Origin of the sequence: Staphylococcus pseudoxylosus, from assembly GCF_044794325.1 — a bacterium.
Classification (GTDB): Bacteria; Bacillota; Bacilli; order Staphylococcales; family Staphylococcaceae; genus Staphylococcus; species Staphylococcus pseudoxylosus.
Genome location: NZ_CP085024.1, coordinates 222,975 through 244,749, shown reverse-complemented (window position 1 = coordinate 244,749; position 21,775 = coordinate 222,975). Strand labels below are relative to the sequence as shown.

General features: G+C 32.7%; 20 protein-coding genes. 7 read left to right on the top strand and 13 right to left on the bottom strand.

The genetic code is table 11. The features are described 5' to 3' along the window. The first annotated feature begins 34 nt into the window (after positions 1–34). The 4 genes from LG295_RS01130 (at position 35) to xylE (ending at position 5,707) form a co-directional block, all read left to right on the top strand. Positions 35–1,186: an ROK family protein gene (locus tag LG295_RS01130; RefSeq protein ID WP_107557567.1), complete on the top strand. Its 1,152-nt coding sequence runs from the start codon at positions 35–37 to the stop codon at positions 1,184–1,186. 210 nt (positions 1,187–1,396) lie between these two features. Further along, complete coding sequence (gene xylA, locus LG295_RS01125) at positions 1,397–2,719, top strand: xylose isomerase (protein WP_318832532.1); 1,323 nt, start codon at positions 1,397–1,399, stop codon at positions 2,717–2,719. 4 nt (positions 2,720–2,723) lie between these two features. After that, a complete protein-coding gene (gene xylB, locus LG295_RS01120) occupies positions 2,724–4,214 on the top strand; it encodes a xylulokinase (RefSeq protein ID WP_318832531.1) in 1,491 nt (496 codons plus the stop codon). A 20-nt stretch (positions 4,215–4,234) separates the two neighbouring features. Next, positions 4,235–5,707 (top strand): D-xylose transporter XylE, encoded by a 1,473-nt coding sequence (xylE, locus tag LG295_RS01115; RefSeq protein ID WP_107557564.1) that lies wholly within the window; start codon positions 4,235–4,237, stop codon positions 5,705–5,707. Positions 5,708–5,814: 107 nt separating this feature from the next. On the opposite strand, the gene LG295_RS01110 is transcribed toward xylE, so the two are convergent. The 7 genes from LG295_RS01110 to LG295_RS01080 form a co-directional block, all read right to left on the bottom strand. Then, entirely contained in the window at positions 5,815–7,149 is a 1,335-nt protein-coding gene (locus LG295_RS01110; protein ID WP_107557563.1) for a gluconate:H+ symporter, read from the bottom strand. 49 nt (positions 7,150–7,198) lie between these two features. After that, positions 7,199–7,924 (bottom strand): GntR family transcriptional regulator, encoded by a 726-nt coding sequence (locus LG295_RS01105; protein ID WP_107531172.1) that lies wholly within the window; start codon positions 7,922–7,924, stop codon positions 7,199–7,201. 7 nt (positions 7,925–7,931) lie between these two features. Next, positions 7,932–8,948 (bottom strand): sugar kinase, encoded by a 1,017-nt coding sequence (locus LG295_RS01100; RefSeq protein WP_318832530.1) that lies wholly within the window; start codon positions 8,946–8,948, stop codon positions 7,932–7,934. Beyond that, positions 8,941–9,690 carry a 2-dehydro-3-deoxy-phosphogluconate aldolase gene (locus LG295_RS01095; RefSeq protein ID WP_107557562.1) on the bottom strand — a complete coding sequence of 250 codons (750 nt, stop codon included), beginning with the start codon at positions 9,688–9,690 and terminating at the stop codon, positions 8,941–8,943. Before LG295_RS01095 ends, LG295_RS01100 begins: the two co-directional genes overlap by 8 nt. Continuing rightward, positions 9,690–10,796 (bottom strand): DgaE family pyridoxal phosphate-dependent ammonia lyase, encoded by a 1,107-nt coding sequence (locus LG295_RS01090; protein ID WP_404476171.1) that lies wholly within the window; start codon positions 10,794–10,796, stop codon positions 9,690–9,692. The genes LG295_RS01095 and LG295_RS01090 overlap by 1 nt, the downstream gene beginning before the upstream one ends. Further along, the gene (locus LG295_RS01085; RefSeq protein ID WP_107557560.1) at positions 10,774–11,874 is read right to left on the bottom strand and encodes an amidohydrolase/deacetylase family metallohydrolase; all 1,101 of its coding nucleotides are present in this window, start codon (positions 11,872–11,874) and stop codon (positions 10,774–10,776) included. Before LG295_RS01085 ends, LG295_RS01090 begins: the two co-directional genes overlap by 23 nt. Before the next feature lie 168 nt (positions 11,875–12,042). After that, positions 12,043–12,576: a phenolic acid decarboxylase gene (locus LG295_RS01080; RefSeq protein ID WP_107557559.1), complete on the bottom strand. Its 534-nt coding sequence runs from the start codon at positions 12,574–12,576 to the stop codon at positions 12,043–12,045. A 91-nt stretch (positions 12,577–12,667) separates the two neighbouring features. Here LG295_RS01080 and LG295_RS01075 point away from each other — a divergent pair, with 91 nt between their 5' ends. Further along, positions 12,668–13,213, top strand: coding sequence for a PadR family transcriptional regulator (locus LG295_RS01075; protein ID WP_107531178.1), 546 nt, complete (start codon positions 12,668–12,670; stop codon positions 13,211–13,213). Between the two features lie 68 nt (positions 13,214–13,281). On the opposite strand, the gene LG295_RS01070 is transcribed toward LG295_RS01075, so the two are convergent. Beyond that, positions 13,282–14,376, bottom strand: coding sequence for an ABC transporter permease (locus LG295_RS01070; protein WP_318832529.1), 1,095 nt, complete (start codon positions 14,374–14,376; stop codon positions 13,282–13,284). Beyond that, entirely contained in the window at positions 14,373–15,101 is a 729-nt protein-coding gene (locus LG295_RS01065) for an ABC transporter ATP-binding protein (RefSeq protein ID WP_107557557.1), read from the bottom strand. Before LG295_RS01065 ends, LG295_RS01070 begins: the two co-directional genes overlap by 4 nt. A gap of 139 nt (positions 15,102–15,240) precedes the next feature. On the opposite strand from LG295_RS01065, the gene LG295_RS01060 reads away from it, so the two are divergent. Both LG295_RS01060 and LG295_RS01055 read left to right on the top strand, forming a co-directional pair. Then, positions 15,241–15,807, top strand: coding sequence for a TetR/AcrR family transcriptional regulator (locus LG295_RS01060; RefSeq protein WP_107531181.1), 567 nt, complete (start codon positions 15,241–15,243; stop codon positions 15,805–15,807). A 486-nt stretch (positions 15,808–16,293) separates the two neighbouring features. Beyond that, the gene (locus LG295_RS01055; protein ID WP_017723991.1) at positions 16,294–16,425 is read left to right on the top strand and encodes a beta-class phenol-soluble modulin; all 132 of its coding nucleotides are present in this window, start codon (positions 16,294–16,296) and stop codon (positions 16,423–16,425) included. Between the two features lie 102 nt (positions 16,426–16,527). On the opposite strand, the gene LG295_RS01050 is transcribed toward LG295_RS01055, so the two are convergent. The 4 genes from LG295_RS01050 to LG295_RS01035 all read right to left on the bottom strand — a co-directional run bounded on the left by LG295_RS01050 (position 16,528) and on the right by LG295_RS01035 (position 21,731). Then, entirely contained in the window at positions 16,528–17,931 is a 1,404-nt protein-coding gene (locus LG295_RS01050) for a sugar porter family MFS transporter (RefSeq protein ID WP_107557556.1), read from the bottom strand. Between the two features lie 70 nt (positions 17,932–18,001). Next, positions 18,002–19,423 carry an L-arabinose isomerase gene (araA, locus tag LG295_RS01045; protein WP_107557555.1) on the bottom strand — a complete coding sequence of 474 codons (1,422 nt, stop codon included), beginning with the start codon at positions 19,421–19,423 and terminating at the stop codon, positions 18,002–18,004. A gap of 12 nt (positions 19,424–19,435) precedes the next feature. After that, positions 19,436–20,131 carry an L-ribulose-5-phosphate 4-epimerase gene (locus LG295_RS01040; RefSeq protein ID WP_107557554.1) on the bottom strand — a complete coding sequence of 232 codons (696 nt, stop codon included), beginning with the start codon at positions 20,129–20,131 and terminating at the stop codon, positions 19,436–19,438. Continuing rightward, positions 20,109–21,731, bottom strand: coding sequence for an FGGY-family carbohydrate kinase (locus tag LG295_RS01035; protein WP_325999290.1), 1,623 nt, complete (start codon positions 21,729–21,731; stop codon positions 20,109–20,111). Before LG295_RS01035 ends, LG295_RS01040 begins: the two co-directional genes overlap by 23 nt. Positions 21,732–21,775: the final 44 nt, after the last annotated feature.

Genomic DNA, 21,775 nt, shown 5'->3' with positions numbered 1-21,775 from the left:
CCCCCTGTCCAAATTAGATAAGAGGTAATAATAAATGGAAAATAATTTTATAGTAAATGAAAATGAGAAGCGTGTATTAAAACAAATATTCAATAACAGTAATATTTCACGAACACAAATATCGAAGAATTTAGAACTTAATAAAGCTACTATTTCTAACATTCTGAACAACTTAAAACATAAGCGTTTAGTTAATGAAGTAGGAGAAGGTAATAGTACTAAAAGTGGTGGACGTAAGCCTATTTTACTCGAAATCAACCAAAGATATGGTTACTATATTTCCATGGATTTAACATATGATTCTGTTGAATTAATGTACAACTACTTTGATGCCACTATATTAATGCAAGATTCCTACGAATTAAAAGATAAGAATGTAAGCAGTATATTACAAATTTTAGAATCTAATATAAATGTGTCAGAAAAATATGATACGTTACATGGGTTGCTTGGTATATCTATATCCATACATGGTATCGTCGACGATCAGCAAAACATTATCAACCTTCCTTTTCATAAAAATGAACGCAGCACATTTACTGATGAATTAAAGTCATTCACAAATGTTCCTGTCGTTATAGAAAATGAAGCAAATTTATCAGCGCTATATGAAAAAGGTTTATATATAAATTCAAACATAAATAATTTGATTACTTTAAGTATTCACAAAGGCATAGGCGCTGGCATCATAATAAATAAAAAACTTTATCGTGGCTCAAACGGAGAGGCTGGGGAGATAGGTAAGACATTGGTTTCGGAATCTATAAATGATAATGACAATAAATATTATAAAATCGAAGATATATGCTCTCAAGATGCTTTAATACAGAAAATAAATAATAGGTTGGGCGTTACACTTACATTTACAGAACTGATTCAATATTATAATGAGGGGAATTCCATTGTTGCTCGGGAAATTGAACACTTTATAAACAAAATAGCAGTTCTGATTCACAATTTGAACACACAATTTAATCCAGACGCTATTTACATTAACTGTCCCCTAATTAATGAATTACCTAATATTTTAGATGAAATTAAAAAACAATTCTCCCATTTTTCTCAAGCTAGTCCAATTCCAATACATCTGACCACTAATGTAAAACAGGCTACTTTATTGGGTGGTACCTTAGCAATAATGCAAAAAACATTAAATATAAATAACATTCAAATGAACATTAAATAATCGCAGCAGTCCGAGGCATAAAGTAGATGTCTCGGACTGCTTATTGTTCCTTACTTGAGTGGATCGATGAAATCTTTCGAGCTAAATTGATTTCTGGCCCACTCTTTTTTTATTTTTAGAAAGCGTTTACAAAAAATAAACGATGTGCTATATTACCTCTAAAGTTAGTTTGTTTATTAAATTAACCAACTAAAATATAGGAGGAATATTATGTCTTATTTTGATATCAATAAAGTAAATTACGAAGGTCCTAAGTCAAATAACGCTTTTAGTTTTAAGTATTACAATCCCGAAGAAAAATTGGGTAATCACTCCATGTCAGAACTTTTAAGATTTAGTGTCGCTTATTGGCACACATTCACTGCTGACCTTTCCGATCCATTCGGTGTAGGTACTGCAGAACGTGATTGGGATTCATTAGATGAGATAGAAAAAGCAAAAGCAAGAGTAGAAGCAATTTTTGAATTTATGGAAAAAACATGTATTGATTACTTTTGTTTTCACGATGTAGACATTGCTCCAGAAGGTGCATCTTTAAAAGAATCTAATGAAAATTTAGATATCATCGTAGAACTTATTAAAGAAAAAATGGATCAAACCGGTAAGAAATTACTTTGGAATACAACCAACAACTTTACTCACGAGCGTTTTGTTCATGGTGCAGCCACGTCTTCAAATGCTGAAGTATTTGCATATGCAGCTGCAAAAGTTAAAAAATCATTAGAAATTGCTAAAAAACTTGGTTCCGAAAACTTTGTTTTTTGGGGCGGTCGTGAAGGCTATGAAAGTTTATTAAATACTAATATGAAATTAGAGTTAGATAACTTAGCTACCTTCTTTAAAATGGCAAAAAGTTACGCAGATGAAATCGGCTATACAGGGCAATTTTTAATAGAACCAAAACCTAAAGAACCTACCACACATCAATATGATACTGATGTTGCAACAACACACGCTTTCTTACAAAAATATGATTTAGATAAAGACTTTAAATTTAATATTGAAGCTAACCACGCGACACTTGCTGGCCATACATTCCAACATGAATTAAGATATGCACGTGATAATAATATGTTGGGTTCAGTAGATGCTAACCAAGGACATCCCCTTTTAGGATGGGATACAGATGAATTTCCAACTGATGTATATGATACTACGTTAGCAATGTACGAAATACTTAAAAATGGTGGGTTGGCTCCAGGCGGATTAAACTTTGATGCTAAACCTAGAAGAACATCATTTAAACAAGAAGACTTAATTTTAACTCACATTGCAGGTATGGATACTTTCGCATTAGGTCTACGTGTTGCTTATAAGATGATTGAAGATAATTTTTTTGAAAATATTATGGATGAAAAATATAAATCATTTAATGAAGGCATTGGTAAAAAAATAGTTGAAGGAAAGACTTCATTTAATGAATTAGAAGATTATGCTTTCAATATTAATACGATTAATAATACTTCTGATCATTTAGAAGTCATTAAATCACAAATTAATCAATATATCTTAAATATTAATAATAAGGATTGATAAAATGCCCTATGTAATTGGTATAGATATTGGCACGAGTGCTTTAAAAACGCTTGTAGTAAATAAAAGTGGTGACGTTGTAGAATCTTATAGCGTCTCTTATAATACGGAACATCCTAAGTCAGGATACAGCGAAATTGATCCTGAAATTTGGTATGAAGCAACGTTAGAGAGTCTAAAACATATACTAAATCATTATACTCAAAATGATATTACTGGTATCAGTTTTTCTGGTCAAATGCACGGTCTAGTAGTCATTGATCAAGAAGGCACTCCAATTAGACCAGCCATTTTATGGAATGATACAAGAACATCTCAAGAAGTTGAAGACATTAAACAAAAGCTAAGCCTTAATTCGTTATTAGAATTAACACAAAACACAGTCCTAGAAGGCTTCACCTTACCTAAGCTTATGTGGTTAAAGAATAATGAGCAAAACAACTACAAGCATATCGCTAAGTTTATGCTTCCTAAAGACTACATCGTGTATAAATTGACAGGTAATGTTTACACAGAACCTTCAGATGCTGCAGGTACAATTATGTTTAGCGTAAAAGATGAAAATTGGTCCACAGAATTATTACATCGTTTAAACATTGATCCATCCATTTGTCCAGAAGTCATTGCTTCACATCAAAAAAGTGGCCAATTAACTGAAAAAGTAAAAAATATTTTAGGTATTAATTGGAACATTAACGTGTACCAAGGTGGCGCAGATAATGCTTGTGGTGCTTTAGGTTCAGGTATTACCGACGAACAAAAGCAACTTGTCAGTATCGGAACTTCAGGCGTCGCATTGTCTATAGAAAATCGTATTGATTATGAAAATGATGGAAGCGTACATTACTTTAATCATTGTGTTCCAAACCAAAAATACATTATGGGCGTGACTTTATCTGCTGGATATAGCCTGGAATGGCTTAAGCAACTTATCTCTCCTGATGAAAATTTTACTACTTTCTTAAAAGATATTGCTCACTCAGAAGTTGGTTCTAATGGATTAATGTACACACCTTATTTATTAGGTGAACGTACACCACACAATGATGCTTCAGTACGAGGTAGTTTCATCGGTTTAGATGCAAATACGACACCGCTCGATATGAAACGTGCTGCTCTAGAAGGCATTACTTACTCTATTAATGAAAGTATTCAAATTATGAAAAACAACGCTATTAACATTACTGAAATTGTATCAATCGGTGGTGGAGCTAAAAATAATCAATGGTTGCAAATTCAAGCAGATATTTTCGATACAATTATTTCTACACGAACAGAAGAACAAGGTCCAGCTTATGGTGCGGCAATGTTAGCTGCTATGGGAGAACAATGGTTTAATACTTTCAATGACATGAGCGAAGCATGGATAGCATACCATCAAAAAGTATATCCCATTGAAGCAAATACAAAATCTTATCAAGACTTATTTAATATATATAAAACAATTTATGACGCTACGCAGACAGTAACTCAAAAACTTAATAAATTTAAGTGATCTATCAAGGGGATGGATATATGTCAACTTATAATAATAAGAAATTTATTTTTAAAATAGCTTTAATCGCAACGCTCGGTGGTTTATTATTCGGCTATGACACAGCAGTTATTTCTGGAGCTGAACAATCTCTACAGCAATATTTGACGAAAGATTATGGCAGTTTCATTCATGGCATCACAGTTTCTAGTGCGCTAATCGGTTGTATTATTGGTGGCCTATTGTCTTCAAGTTTTTCAAGTCGCTTAGGTAGAAAAAAATCATTACAAGTAGCTGCCATCCTATTTATCGTTTCTGCAATTTTGTCAGGCTATCCCGAATTTTTATTTTTTGATTCAACTGGATCTAACCTTGGCCTACTCATTGCATTTAATTTGTATCGTATTATTGGCGGTATCGGCGTAGGATTAGCTTCTGCAATTTCTCCTATGTACATTAGTGAAATAGCCCCTTCGTCAATTAGAGGTAAACTCGTTTCATGGAATCAATTTGCCATTATATTCGGTATGTTAGTAGTATATTTTGTAAATTACGGTATTACATATGGCCAATCCCAAAGTTGGATTCAAGATATTGGATGGCGTTATATGTTTATTACTGAAGCGATTCCCGCAATAGCATTTTTCTTTTTATTATTTTTAGTACCTGAAACACCTAGGTTCTTATCATTAAGTAATAAAAATACAGAAGCCCTCTCGGTTCTTAATAAAATTTATGCTTCAAAGAATCATGCTCAAAATGTGCTAAATGACATTTTAGCTACTAAAAATAAGTTAACAGATGTGAAAGCGCCACTTTTCAGTTTTGGTAAGACTGTTATTATAGTAGGTATTTTATTATCTGTTTTCCAACAATTTATTGGAATCAATGTTGCTTTATATTACGCACCTCGTATTTTTGAAAACTTAGGTTCAGGTAGCAACACATCTATGATACAAACCGTTGTCATGGGCTTAGTAAACGTAATCTTCACAATCATTGCTATATTATATGTAGACAAATTTGGACGGAAACCTTTACTAATAATTGGATCAACTGGCATGGCAATCGGCATGATTGGTATGAGTGTCCTAGCTGCAAACGGTGCATTCGGTGTTATAACTTTAATATTTTTAGTACTTTATACTGCTTCATTTATGATGAGTTGGGGACCTATCATTTGGGTATTATTATCAGAAATATTCCCTAATAGAATTAGAAGTAGTGCTATGGCAATAGCCGTGGCAGTTCAATGGTTAGCTAACTTTACGATTACTTCCACTTATCCCACTATGATGGATGTTAGCGGCGCCATGACTTATGGTTTTTATGCACTGATGAGTATTTTATCAGGACTATTCGTTTGGAAATTCATTCCTGAAACCAAAGGTAAAACACTTGAAGAACTAGAGAGCGTTTGGAAAAAAGAAGGCGTGACATCTGTTTCAAATCAAGATGAAAAAGTTCAAATTAATTCAGAAAAAATTCAAAGTCAATCTAACTCAACAAACTAAAAATTGAATCCCGATTTTATAATGTGCTAATTTTACTGTAAATAAAAAAAGTCAGCCACTCTTACCGGTGACTGGCTTTTTATATTGATGTTATAAACAATTTCCAACTAAGTAATACTATCTATTACAAAAGCAATTGCAAATGCCACAAATGACAATAAAGTTTCCATAACTGTCCACGTTTTAAAAGTTTCTTTTACATTTAAACCTAAATATTCTTTAACCATCCAGAATCCGGCATCGTTCACATGAGAGAGCATTAATGACCCTGCTCCGGTAGCTATTACCAACAATTCTAAATTCACCCCAGACATATGTTGGATAATTGGTGAAACTATTCCCGCAGCTGTAGTTAAAGCAACAGTGGCAGAACCTGTAGCGACACGTATTAAACCTGCTACTAAAAAAGCTAATAGTAATGGCGATAGCGAGAGATTTTCTGTCATCTGCGCAATTGAATCTCCTACACCTGTCTCAATAAGTATTTGTTTAAATCCTCCGCCAGCACCTATGATTAAAATAATAGAACCAATCGGTAAGATACACTCTTCTACCAAATCTTTAATTATGTTTTTCGTCATACCTTGTTTGAATCCTAATAAATAGAATGCAGCAAAACAAGATATTAATAATGCTATTACTGGATTACCTATGAATAGCAATGTATTTTTTAATATACTAGGAATATCTCCTAAATAAGGTGTCACGATAGATAGCAACATTAAAAGTACTGGTAAAATAATTACTAAAAATGAAACCATAACGCTTGGCAAACCATTTGTTTTATTGTTTACCTTGATAATATTTGGTTCTTTTTCTGGTATAACCCTTTTACTTATAAATTTTCCGAAAATAGGTCCTGCAATAATTGCTGTAGGTAATGCAATAAGCAGCGAATAAAACAATACTTTACCTAATTTTGCTTCATATATACCAATTGCTGTCATAGCACCAGGGTGTGGTGGTACAATACCATGCACAATTGATAATCCCGCTAATAGTGGTATAGCAATAAGTAATATATTCGTCTTAGTCGTTTTATGAATTGAAATCACCAGTGGTAATAAAATTACAATCCCCACTTCAAAAAATACAGGTATCCCGATAATAAAACCCGATAGCATCATAGCCCATGGTAATTTTTTATAACCTAAGACTTTAACAAGATAATCAGATATTTGCATACCTGCTCCAGAATCAGACATTAGTTTTCCTAAAATTGTTCCTAACGCTAAGATACCTACTAAGTGGCCTAAAACATCCCCTACGCCTGTTTCATATGCTGTAACTATCTTTTCAGGAGATAAACCTGCCATGATAGCTAAAAATAAACCTGCCACTGTTAAACTGATAAATGCATGCCATTTCCACCATGCAACGCCTAATATGACAATAATGATCGAAAGTAGCGTAATGATTAATAAATATATATTAGAATCCATCTTTTTCCCCCAACTATGTTGGCGCTACCAACAAATCACAAGAGATTCCTTATCCTTTCAAATTGATGCTATATTTTTTCAATTTACTATTATAATAACCTATACTATATTCAACAATTTGGTTATTTACTGAATACGATATTCTCTCCCTTACAAGTAAAGGATCTGAGGTTTGAAGATTCAAATACGCTGTGGCTTGTTCATTTAAGCCTACAGAGAAGTTATCCTCAATATCTTTTATTTCTATTTGCTCATCTTCTAAAATTTTATATATAGAAAGATCATTATTATGCTTTAATTCTCCATACTCGTCTAAACTACTCAATGGATATGGTAAATAATGATTAAATAGAATGTATGGTTTATCATTTAATAAATAGACTCTTGTAATTTTATAAGATTTCTCGCCAAACATTTGAAATAACTCACTATTTTTTTCATGCGTTTCTACTACAATGTCTTTTATAAGTTTATGAATTTTATTTCCTTGTTCTACAAGTTTTTCTGTGAAATTTTTATTATTGGTTTCATTACTCACTTGTTTGTGGTTAATGACTGTTGTACCTTTACCGCTTTTTCTCTCCAAGTAGCCTAGTGTAACTAATTCTTTAATGGCCGCTCTAACTGTTACTTTGCTTACATTAAACTCTTCTTCAAATTCAATTTCAGTTGGTATATAACTTCCAATAGTATAGATACCATGAATAATACGGTCTTCAATAATTTCTTTTATTTGTAAATATAATGGACCTTTATCTGATGATAATTTCGTCATAAATCAATTACCTCTCAATATCATTTTTTTCTTCATTTATGATTTTTATTATATCATCAGTATCAAATAATGGTGTATCCCCGGAAATTGTATGTGCCAATACACAAGCTGCCGTTGAAAATGTAACCATTGCTTGAGGATCCATATTTGATAATTCACCGTGGATTACGCCACATGTATATGCGTCTCCAGTACCAATTCTATCTAAGATATTCACTTCAATATCTTCCGAATAATACATTGTTCCGTTTTTAAATAAATATCCTTTGATGCTGTTTTGATTACTTCCTTGAATCGTTCTAATAGTACCAGCAATAATATCTATATTATATTTTTCGCCTACAACAAGTAATAATTCTTCTAATTGTTCTTCTTTACTTTCCTTAGTAGTTGTTAAATTGAGTGTGTTAATTGCATCTTTTTCACTCATAATTACAATATCCGCTTCTCTCAAAATGGTTTCATAGTAGGGTTTTGCACGCTGGTTACCATTCTCACCCCATAAAGAAGGCCTAAAATTACAATCAAAAACAATTTTAACACCTTGCTCTTTTGCCACTTTAACAATAGTAAGCACATTGTTCTGAGTTAGGTTATTCATAGCTAAAGATATGCCACAAATATGCAACACATCAACGCCTTTCATGGATTGAACAATATCATATTCTGAGATATCTGTTGTGTTAAAACTACTTTGTTGTCTATTTGTATATGTCACATTACTAGGACGATTACCAAAACCTTGCTCTAAGAAATACATACCCAAGTTATCATTGTTTTTAATTATAAAATCACTGTGAATACCTAACCTCCTTATCGCACCAATTGCAGCTGTACCAATTGAATTTTCTGGCACCGCACTGATTAGACTCGTGTCATAGCCAAATTGTGACAATAATCCAGTAACATTAACGCCTGTCCCAGTAAAAGAGTATTTTAAATTTTCCGCCTGTCTCAATAAAAGATTGTCGGGTACTTCTAACCGCATCATAATTTCCCCATAAGCTGCAATGTGCTTATTCATATAAATCCACTAATTGCTTAATTTTAGAAGTAAGCCATTCTACATCATTTATATTTGTAAGACCTGTGTCTTTATCAATAATAGATGAATAAACATGCGGTATAATTTTCGGAACTTTACAATCTAAAGCAATTTTCACGATCTCTTCAAAATTATCTTTAGTGATGCCACCCGTTGGCTCTAACCCAAATTCTGCTTTTCCACAAGCTTCGGCTACTGCTTTATATTCTTCAACTGTTTCTAATCCCTTCATAGGGAAAAACTTAATTGAAGATCCTCCCATATCTTTAATTAAATTAATTGCTGCTTCAATAGGTATAATTGCTTTCTCTTCTCCTTCACTACTAATAGGTCCAGTAGAAATATTTACGAAGCCTGTTTTGCCTGTGGGAGAGACTAATGCATTGACCCAAGATTGTTCACCACTTTTAGCAGTTGTTTGTCCTACATCAGTAAATACTTGGTTAATATGCGCCCCTTGATAGTATCTTGCGATTTCAGCTACTACTTTAGCTTGTCGGTTGTCACCAGCACCTAAGCCAATCGAAATAGCGTCGTCAACCTCTTCTCCAAATTGTGTCATCGCTGTTACCGCACTATTTACACAATCATAATCTTTCGATAACACACCTATAACGATATTTTTATCAGCTGCTTGGTATACTGCTTTGATATTCTCTTCCCCTTTAGCTAAGACATTCAAAGCAACTCTATCTTTATAAAATCTATCATATATTTTCATTAAATTTCCCCCTGTACAATTTGAACAATTGTTTCATAAATAATTTCTATTTCACCTTGTTTTAATGGCCTTGGATCAATATCAAAGAACCCTTGTTTCACTCCATAATTGCGTGTATAAATTGCAACATCAGCATTTTTCAATTTTTCGACAAATTGTTCTGCCGACATATTTAAAATAGATGAATCTACATGTACGCGTGTTCTATAAATTTCTCTTCCTGCTTCATCTTGGACAATTTCTAATCGAATACCTTCATAGTTGTTAATGGGAGATAATTTTTCTAATTCACTTTTTTCTGCTTCTGAATTATCAACTTTATCGAAGTATTCATCTAATGCTTGTAATAACCCAAAAGTTGATTCTTTCCCTACTTTCATACTTCGTCCTATAAAATGTAATTGAGTTTTCACAGATTCAATCAATGATTTTTTACCAGCGACTATACCAGTAGTTGGACCTTGAATTGCTTTTGAACCGCTATAAATGGCTAAATCTGAACACTGGATGTATTTTGTCAGCGCCTCTTCTGCAGCAGCATCTACAATTAACGGGATATTATATTTTTGAGCTACTTGATATATTTCTTCAACAGAGGCCATATTTTTTTGCACCGCATGATGCGATTTCACATATAGAATGGCCGCCGTATTTTCATTTATTGCTTCTTGTATATGATTTTCTTTGCCTTCGTTTGCATACCCTACTTCAACTGCACGACCACCACCTAAGTAAATCATTGTCTCGATTGGTGCACCATATTGAACATTGTGTCCTTTAAATAATATGATTTCATTTTTATCTATGCTTTCGTTGTGAAGCTTTTGACTTTTACGTTCATTTCCTTCAGTAACAACACCTGCAATAGATAATGCGATTCCGCTAGACGCTGAATTTACGACGACAGCATCTTCAGCATTAATTTTATTAGCAATATAAGCGCCAGATTTATCAACTAAATCTGCAATTTCTACATAGTTTTGTCCTCCAAATTTCATAGTATCCATTACAGAGTTTGTTGGAGAAGACACGCCCAAAATACTCATTCTTCCACTTGCATTTATAACTTGTTTTAAGCCGTATTTATAATTCAATGAATTTTCCATTTGTTACCACGCCTCTTTCTTTAATTACTTTTGTAATTGTAATTTCGTGTCCATGCGAATCTATAATATTTTGCTGTGAATCTATAACATCAAATAAGGTTAAGTTAGCTGTCATACCCTCTTTAAATTTTGCTAAATCAGGTTTATTTATTATTTGGGCTGGATTTTCTGTGACACCTCTAATAATTTCTTCTAATGTATAACCGAGGTACAAGAATTTAGTAAGTACATTAGATAAGCTGAATACTGGTCCTTCTATTCTATTTTTTTTATAAATATCTGAACTTATACTATTAAATTGAATATGGTTACGTCGCGCTTGTTGTGCTACTTCAAATGAGAAACTTGCATTACCATGACCAACATCTAACTTCACTCCTCGACTTATTGCTTCTCTTAAAACTGTTAAAGGTTCTCCATTTTGATCAAATAGATTATTAGACTTACCGTTTAAAAAATGTGTAATAATGTCGCCTTTTCTAAGTAACGGAATTACATCTTGTATTTTAGGTGGTGCGGATCCAATATGAGTCATAATTGGTAATTTTAATTGCTCACTAATTTTTATAGCTCTCTCCAAAGGCACCACACCATTATCTTTAACTACACTACTGCTAATACGCGCCTTTAATCCTATAATCATATCTTCAAATTGTTGAGCAGCTTTAATACACGCTTGTTGATTTATCCAACCCATATTTGATAATTCATCTATTCTTTCAAGCCCTATTTTAGATATATTTAAAAATGAATATACATTAGTTAGGCTTTGTTTCGCTCTTTCGTGTAACTCACTAACTCTATCAGCACCGCAACTCCCTGCATCTACGATTGTAGTAACCCCTTGTTTAATTCCTATTTCATCTATTTCATCTCCATAAGGACTAAAATCAGAGAAAGCATGAACATGTAAATCAATCCAACCAGTTGAAACAAAAGAATTTGAACCATTGAAAATTACTTTTCCTTGTAATGTATTTCCGTCTGAAATTTCTTTAATAACCCCCTTTTCAAGTAATATATCAATTCTTTTTTTATTTAAAGTTTCAATATTTTTAATAACACCTGTGCTTTTCAATGCATTTCACCTCTTGCAAAACATCATAACATTATAATGTTTGTAAGCGCAATCATTATAACGTTATAATGTTTATTTTTTAATAAAAAATACTGATTCTTCCCTTTAAAAAGACAGAATCAGTATTTAATGTTTTTATACTATACACTTATTTAATTAACGTAATTACTATTTTGTATGTTGATAATTTTCATCAAAAAACTTACCACTTCTAATATCTTCTAACATACCTTCATATGGTGCGACATTAACAACCGTTTCATTATTTTGTCCTGCGTTACCAATATATGAAACCTTCGCAAATTCAGGTACGACTAATTTAGGATAAGTATCGTATTTTTCACGAGATGCTTCCATTAAATCAATGTGATCATTTTGATAAGTCACTGTAATTTCTGGATGCTCTTCAACCCATTTAGGGAAGAAAATGGTACCGTGCATAATCTGATTATTAGGTAAAAAATCTAATGCTACATCTGTACCTGTTGGTTCAGTCCAAGTTATTTTAAAAACACCCTCAGTTAATTTCACGATATTAGCTTCTTGATCTCTAACCCATCTACCAGCTACCATACCACCATGTATACGATAATCAATCGTATTCTCATTTTTTACATACATCTCATATTCCCAACCATTATCATAAGTATAAATAAGATGCGTCCCTAAAAAATCTTCTAATGTTTCAAAATTATTAGTCATAAAAAGCCCCTTCCAAACATGTAATTAATTACATGTTTTTGATTACATATAAATGCTATACTTTATTCGACAAAACGTCAAGGAGGATGTTATGGCACAAAAAAACATATTACAATATGTATTACTAGGCCTTTTGAAAAATGAACTTATGTCTGGTTACGACATAAAAAAAGCTTTTGAACGTGATATTGGAGAATTTTGGCAAGCAAATCATAGTCAAATTTATCCTGAATTAAAAAAATTGCACGATCGTCTTTTAATTGATAAAACGATTGAAATAACAGGAGAAAAATTAGAAAAAAAGATATATGCTATTACTGATACAGGACGACAACTACTGAATGAATGGCTAGTTTCTCCAACGCCTGAGTTGTCAGTTCACAAAAATGAATTCAATTTAAAATTGTATTTTATCAATGATAGAAATGATCCTATATTGCCAGTAATGTTCGACGAGCAAATTCATTTACACGAATTAAAGTTAGCACATTTAAAAGAAAGACGTACGGCATTATTTAGCAACGAAGCATCTCAAGAACAACATTATGGGCATTATCTAGTATTAGATTATGCTATTGAAAGAGAAACACATAATATCAATTGGTTAAAATCTTGTCACCAAAATTTTAAGCATTAAAAAAAGCGCCTTTCTAAACATTAACACTGGTAAGAAAGGCGCTTTTGATTTTTCAAGTTAACATAAAATCAAACTTTTCTATAACGTTTAAGCCCAATAATATTTAAAATGGTAAACACAATAATAAAGACGAATAATATACAAATATCAAACCAAATATATTCAAGCCCTTGCCCTTTTATCATAATGTGCGTCAATGCATCACCTGCATATCTTAAGGGAAATAGATAACCTATGAAACTTACCCAATTAGCAATATTTTCTAAAGGAATAATACCTGAGAAAAAGATTTGAGGAATTGCTACAATAGGTATAAACTGAATCATTTGAAACTCAGAATTAGCAAAAGTTGAAACAAATATTCCCATAGCCAATGCGGCCAATGCGATTAAAATATTAATCAATAATACCCACCATATACTACCTGCAAGTTCTATATTTAAGATAATAATCGCATAAAACACGATGAGTAACGTTTGTAATATAGCAAACAAACCATAACCTGCTAAATAGCCAAACACAATATCACTTCTTTTAATCGACGTGGCTAATAAACGTTCAAGTGTACCTTTAGTACGTTCTCTAAGTAATCCAATACCAGAGATTAAAAATACGAAAAGGAAAACAAAGAAACCAATTAAAATTGGGAACATTTTATCAAAGTACGTACTATCCGCATCACCATATAGATAATGATGATCCAACTCCACATTCTCTGAAGCTTGCTTATTTTCTTGTTGCATATTATCTGGAATTTTTTCTACAATTTTCATCATATCTTGCATTTTATTTTTCTGAAGTGCACTAGCAAGTAACTGTTTCGTAGCATCAGTTTTACTAGGGTCTTCATTAGCATATGTTACTTCTATTTTAGATCCATCTTTCGTAATATAACTATCCAGCTCTGAATCAACCATCGTATTTTTTACAGAATCTGATGAATCAACCTTCTCTATATCCACTTTATCTGAAGGTAATTCATTTACAATTTTGTTAGGCACACGGTCAGTAATACCAATTTTTAAATTTGTCTCTGAATTTGTATCAAAAACGAAATATAGCAATGTTAATACTAAAATCGGTGCGAACAACATTAAAGCCAATGTTCTTTTATCTCTCAACAATTCCTTAACAACTCTTATAAAAACGGCTTTAAATCTCATGATTGCACCTCCGTTTCAGCCTTTATAAATACCTCTTCTATAGAATTTACACCGAATTTTTCTTTCAGTTCTTTTGGTGTTCCCATAGTGAATAAACGGCCTTCCATAATCAATCCAATGTAATCACAGCGTTCCGCTTCTCCCATGACGTGCGTTGTCACAATTACTGACTTATTTTCCTCTGTGCGTAGGTTAAGTTGTTTCCATATATCTTTTCTAAGGCTCGGATCAATACCCACTGTTGGCTCATCTAATATAATTAAATTAGGATTTGACAGTAACGTAATCGCTAAAGACAATCTGCGCTTCATACCACCTGAAAATGTATTCACAATTTGATGTAATTCATTCTCTAAATTAACTAGTTTCATATTCTTATCAATCGCTTGTTTTAGCTTATCACCGTCTAAACCCATCAAATTACCGAAGAACACTAAATTTTCTCGAGCAGTTAACGATTCATATAGCGCATCACTTTGCCCCATATAACCAATTTCATTAAGAATTTTACGGTTGGGTATACTAGTATCGAATATTTGAGCATGACCTTCATCCAATTTCTCCATACCCATAAGGCACTTAATCGTTGTCGTTTTACCCGAACCACTTGGACCAATTAACCCTAAAACCTTTCCAAATGGTAATTCAATATCAATATGATCTAAAACTTTCTTTTTGCCATAATATTTTGTCGCACTTGTTAGTTTAGCTGCAACTTCAGACATGTTTAGCCCCCTTATTAGACATAGTGTCAATTATCATTCATAATGCGATTATATACCTATAAAATATAAAAACAATAAAAAGGTTATCGTTACTGAACACATTTAAAAAATATGTCTAATAATATTAGGAGTGAAACGAATGACTGAAGAATTATTTACCGATGCTCGCATATTGAAGACGAAGAAAAATACACGAAAAGCTTTAATAACGCTTTTAAAAACTAAAAGATTCGATGATATCTCGGTAAAAGATATCTGTAATGAAGCTAATGTAAGTAGAGGAACTTTTTATTTACATTACAAAGATAAATATGATTTAGTACATCAATATCAGCAAGAAATTATAAAAACTGGCAGTAAGAAAGTTCATGAATTTTTAAACTCAGACCGTCATTTATTTTTTTATCACATGCTTAATTTTTGGAATAATGAAGCCGAACTTTTATTATTGCTCATCTCTAAAAATGGTTCTACTGAAATTCAAAACCAAGTAAAATCAATGTTGCAAAAAAATGCAGAAAAAAATATTCTGCCTTCAGTAAAAACGATTAATTTAAGTGAAAGAGAACAACATTATTTTGTAATTTTTTTGAGCAATGCGATTTTTGGTATGATTCAAGACTGGGTAGATAACGGAAAACCAGAAACTACAGAGGAATTATCAACTATTATTAATAAGATTACCCCCGATTCGTTGTTGGGCTGAAATTTTTCCGCCATCTTTCTTATTGCTATGTAAATCTTTATTTAATAAAATCATCGTGTTCAACCACGCTTATTTCATACTCATCATATGTTCACTAATAACAATGTTAAAAATTCTCCCACCACTTTTTCACAAAAACAAACAGAGGTAATGGAATCAATTTTTTGAAAATATGATTTTTATTGTCCTCTCTTTTTTATTTTTTCTTTCCTTAATCTCAACCTTATTCACAATAAACTCAGCTGCATAACTTACCATCATGTCACAATTCCAACAAAAGCGCTACACAATATTAAAAACTTTACAAAGAATTAAAATTTGTATACTATACTTACAATTCCTATAAAAAAACTATTATTACACTTAGGCATAAAAAATGTTTAGTTAGGCATTTTTATACAATTAATTAATAAAACAAGTTATATTGTATTTAATAAATTAAAGCAAATGTTTTAATTTTAAATTTCTAAAAAAGGAGTGTTTCACATGGCAGGAATCGTAGAAGCAATTGGCAACGCAGTAAATGCAGGTTTAGCACATGACTGGGCTACAATGGGCGTAAGCATCGCAGAAGTTTTAGGTAAAGGTGTAGACTTCATTTTAGGTTTCTTTAAATAAACATATGCATTAAAAAAGGCCTTTTCTAGAAACCCTTCTTAATTGAGGCGTTTCATAGAAAAGGTCTTTTATTATTTACCAGATTGTTTTCTATTTAAATTATTATATATTTTTCACTTGCGCATTAACCTTATTCAAATCGCGTGACTCTCCAATTGCTTCAATCTCTTCAAGCGTACGACCTCTTGATTCTGGAACAAATTTTTTCACAAATAATACACCGAGAATACAGATAACACCAAAGATTGCAAAAACAATTTGTTGTGAAAAGTAAGCTGTCATAATTGGGAATAGAAGCCCAACTAAGAAAGAACCAATCCAATTTAAGGATGATGCGCTACCCGAAGCAAAACCTCTAATTGCTAACGGGAATATTTCACCGACAATAACCCATGTAAGTGGTGCCCATGTAAAGGAATAGAAGGCAACATAAATACTTAAAAAGATTACTATCAATATCGGATTCGCATTGGGTAAAAATATATGAATAATAGCAGGCAATATAAAAGATAAGCCCATTACGGTACCACCTAGCATAAGCAATGTTCTTCTATTAAATTTATCCGCTATCCAAATAAAGAGTAATGATCCTAATACAAGTATGACACCTTGAATAATAGGCCACATAAGTGCATCACTCGCAGAATTTCCAGTGGCTTGTTCTACAATTAATGGAATATAATAAAATATTGCATTCGCCCCTTGAAACTGTTGAAAAGCTGCTACACCTAATCCTGCAACTACTAAATATTTATATTTACCATTAAATAATATGGCTAATGACTGATTATTTTTCACATTATTCTCTTTTTGAATTGTTTTTTTAATTTCTTCAAATTCTTCATCGACTTTATAATTATTTCTAAGATTACTTAAAACAAGTTTAGCTTCATCAAACCTATTATTTTTAATTAAGAACCTTGGAGATTCTGGTAGTTTTAAGACACCTAAAAACAAAATTAGTGCCGGAATTGCTGCGATACTCAACATTAGTCTCCAACCAATTTCCATAGGTAATCCTCTTAAATAATAATCAACAATATAAGATAATAACATTCCAGATACAATCATAGTTTGATTCATTCCTGATAATTGACCACGATATTTCGCTGGTGCCATTTCAGACATATAAGCAGGAACTAAAGCTGATGCTGCACCTACTGCCAAACCAAGTATAACTCTTGATAAAATCAAAAAGTAATTACCATCATGTGGGGCAATACCTGACAAGATTGAACCAATAACGAAAATAATTGCTGAAATTAATATCATTTTTCTTCTACCTAATTTATCCGACAGTTTGCCAGCTAAAATACCACCAAATATCGCACCTAACATAACTGAAGATGTAATTAAACCTATAATAAATCCACTTTCAATACCCCAGTCTTCTCTTAAAAATGGTAGCGCTCCTGTCATAACCCCAATATCATAACCAAATAATATACCACCAAACGCTCCAAAGAAATAGATAAAACGATTTGAAACCTTACTATTAACTTTCATCCCATTCACCCTCTTTTTAATGAAAAACTTAATCACCTATGCATAGATTTACGACAAACGTTTTTGAAAATTAGTTAATTAGTGTGTATTCGGCATCAAACATTTTCAATAGTATTTCTATTTGTGAACGTGTTAATTTTAGAGAAAGTACAGTATGATGTCCCCCGCCTTCTTCTATCCAACGTTTTACGCCTTTTTCTAATGATGGTTTCACTTCCCAAAGCACTCTAGCTACAGGCAAATGAGGAGCTGGTTCATCGAGACTTTTAGCTTCTATTTCATTAACAATAAATTTATAACGTGTCCCTAAGTCAAGCATAGTTACGACAACGCCTTCACCAGATTTACCATCGAATACTAATCTTGCCGGGTCATTTTTATCCCCTATACCAAGTGGATTCACAACAAGTTTAGGTTTCGTTTCAGCAAGTGTCGGATCAACTTCTAACATATGTGATCCTAGAATATGTGCATGACTGCTTCTTAAATCATACGTATAATCTTCCATAAATCCTGTTGCTTCATTATCTGCAGCAATTTTCAATAAACGATCTAAAGCAGCCGTCTTCCAGTCACCTTCACCAGCAAATCCATACCCTTGTCCATTTAACCTTTGTACTGCTAAACCTGGTAATTGCTGCATACCATGTAAATCTTCAAAGTTTGAAGTGAAAGCAGTATAGCCACCTTCATCTAAAAATTGCTTAATCGCTATTTCGTACTTAATTTGTTCTTTTACAGAACTGTTAAATGTCGCTTTACTATAATCTCTGTAATCAAATTCGTATAAGTTTTCGTATGTTTTAAATAATGCAGCTACATCTTCATCAGTAACTTGATTAATGTATTCAACTAAATCACCGATACCGTAGTAATCAACAGTCCAACCATATTGAATTTGCGCTTCTATTTTATCTCCTTCTGTTACTGCTACATTGCGCATATTGTCACCAAATCTAGCGACTTTTAAATTAAAACTTTCGCTATAAGCATTGGCTATAACCATCCAATCTCTTAATTGCTGTTGAACGTTTGTGTCTTTCCAGTGCCCAAATATAACTTCATTATTTTTATTCAAGCGACGGTTAATATAACCGTATTCTCTATCACCATGTGCCGATTGATGTAGGTTCATATAATCCATGTCGATGTTTTCCCAGGAAATATCTTCATTATATTGTGTCGCTAAATGTAATAATGGTTTTTGTAGTAATTTAGTACCTCTTATCCACATTTTTGCTGGCGAAAATGTGTGCATCCAAGTAATAACACCTAAAATATCGTCACGATAATTAGCTTCTTTCATAATTTCAGTTATCACATCTGCTGAAACTGCCAATTTCGGTTGTAATTCAATTTCAAAAGGTAATTGCCCACTTTCATTCAACCCATCAGCGATATTTTGGGCATTTTGCTTAACTTGATTTAAAGCCTCTTCACCATATAGTGCTTGTGATCCAACTACAAACCAGAATTTTTTAACATTTGTCATTTTACTTCCCCCTTATTTTTGACCATAATAGGCGTTTTTTCCGTGTTTCCTTTCAAAATGCTTATCAAGTATTGCTTTAGGCAATGTTTCTGCAAAAGGATTTAACTGTCGCGTAAATATATTCATTTTACATACTTCTTCTAAAACAACTGCATTCATAACAGCCTTGTCACAATTCTCTCCCCATATAAATGGTGCATGCCCATGTAACAAAACAGCAGGTATTTCATGTGGATTCATCCCTTTTTCATCAAATGTTTCAACGATGACATTACCTGTTTCATACTCATAATCCTTATTTATTTCTGCTGTTGTTAAAAATCTTGCGCAAGGAATATCTCCATAAAATGTATCCGCGTGTGTAGTACCCATTGCAGGAACAGGCAGTCCAGATTGTGCCCAAGTAGTCGCCCAAGGTGAATGTGTATGGACCACACTACCAATGCCATCAAATTTTTTATACAATACTGCGTGTGTTGGCATATCTGAAGATGGTTTCAAATCCCCTTCAATAACTTCACATTCTAAGTTACAAACAACCATATCCTCAGGCTTCATTTCATCATAATCTACACCACTTGGTTTAATAACAAATAATTGTGATTCTGAATCGAACGCACTAACATTACCCCAGGTATACTTAATTAGGCCTCTATTAGGCAATTCTAAATTCGCTTGATATACTTCAGCTTTTAACGCTTCGAGCATTCGTATCTCCTCCTAAATATTTAGTTACGGATTGTTCAATTGATAATCCCTTTTTCATTTTTTCTACATAGTTATTAAAATTAATGACTTCTTGTGCTACTGGCTGTAACGTCTTTTCCTTCGTATTTATAAAAACAGAATCATTAAGGAATACATCCAATGAATCTTCAGTATCTAATGCGGCATAATACGCTAAAACACTAATACCCCAAGCACCCCCTTCACTTGCGGTTTCCATAACCGTTATAGGCTGTTCAAATGCAGAAGCTAGTATCTGTTGAGCAACGTCTTTCGTTTTAAATATTCCGCCATGAGCAATCAATTTATCTATGTCGATATATTCATTTTCCTTTAGTAAATCCATGCCAATTTTCAAAGTACTAAAGGCACTAAATAGATGCATTTTCATAAAGTTTGCTAAATTGAACTGATAATTAGGTTCGCGTATAAATAATGGATAGCCTGTGTCTACATTTGTAATATTCTCTCCAGATACATAATTATATGAAAGCAGACCGCCTATGTTATCATCACTACTTAATGAACGCTCGAAAATATGTCCGTACAACTCGTCTGATGAAAAATCAACACCCATGACGTTTAATACTTCACCAAACAAATTCATCCAATCATTAATATCTGAAGTACAGTTATTGGTATGAATCATAGCTACTTCGCTGCCATCAGGAGTCGTCACAACATCAATTTCCGGATACATATCTTTCAAAGTATTTGATAATACAATCATGGCAAACGCACTTGTGCCAGCAGATATATTACCTGTATTTTGAGCAACCGTATTTGTTGCAACCATACCTGTACCAGCGTCTCCTTCTGGTGGGCACATCAAAATGCCAGCTTCAAGGTTACCAGAAGGGTCTAATAACGTTGCTCCTTCTTCTGTAAGTAGCCCTCCACTTTCACCCGCTAATTTAATTTCAGGTAATAGCTCTTCAACTGACCTTTCAAAATACTTTGTTTTAAAAATATGATTTGCTTCCTCTAACAAATCTTTCCTATAACTTTTGGTATCAATGTCTATAGGAAACATGCCTGAAGCATCACCAATACCTAAAACTTTTTCACCAGTTAGGTACCAATGTACATATCCAGCTAATGTAGTTAAATAAGTTATTCGATTTACATGTGACTCATTATCTAATATAGCCTGATACAAATGTGCAATACTCCAGCGTTCAGGTATATTAAATTGAAATGCTTCGCTAAGTAATGTTGCCGCTTTAGCTGTATTTCCATTTCTCCAAGTCCTAAATGGCACGAGCAAGTCTTCGTTTTGATCAAATGCCAGATAACCATGCATCATACCACTCACCCCAATAGACTTCACTTTTCTTAGGGTTAAATCATACTTTTCTTTGATTTCTACTGTCATTGCACTATAACTCTTCTGCAACCCTACCCAAATATCATTAATCGAATATGTCCAATATCCATCGATGAATTGGTTCTCCCACTCAAAATGGCCAGATGCAACAGTGCTCAAATTTTGATCTATAGCTACGGTTTTAATCCTAGTAGAGCCTAATTCAATACCTATTGAAATATCTTCACTTTTTAAATTCCGTTTCAAATCATCCATATTTTATCGCTCCTTTGAAACCGTTTTCAAATATACCTTATATT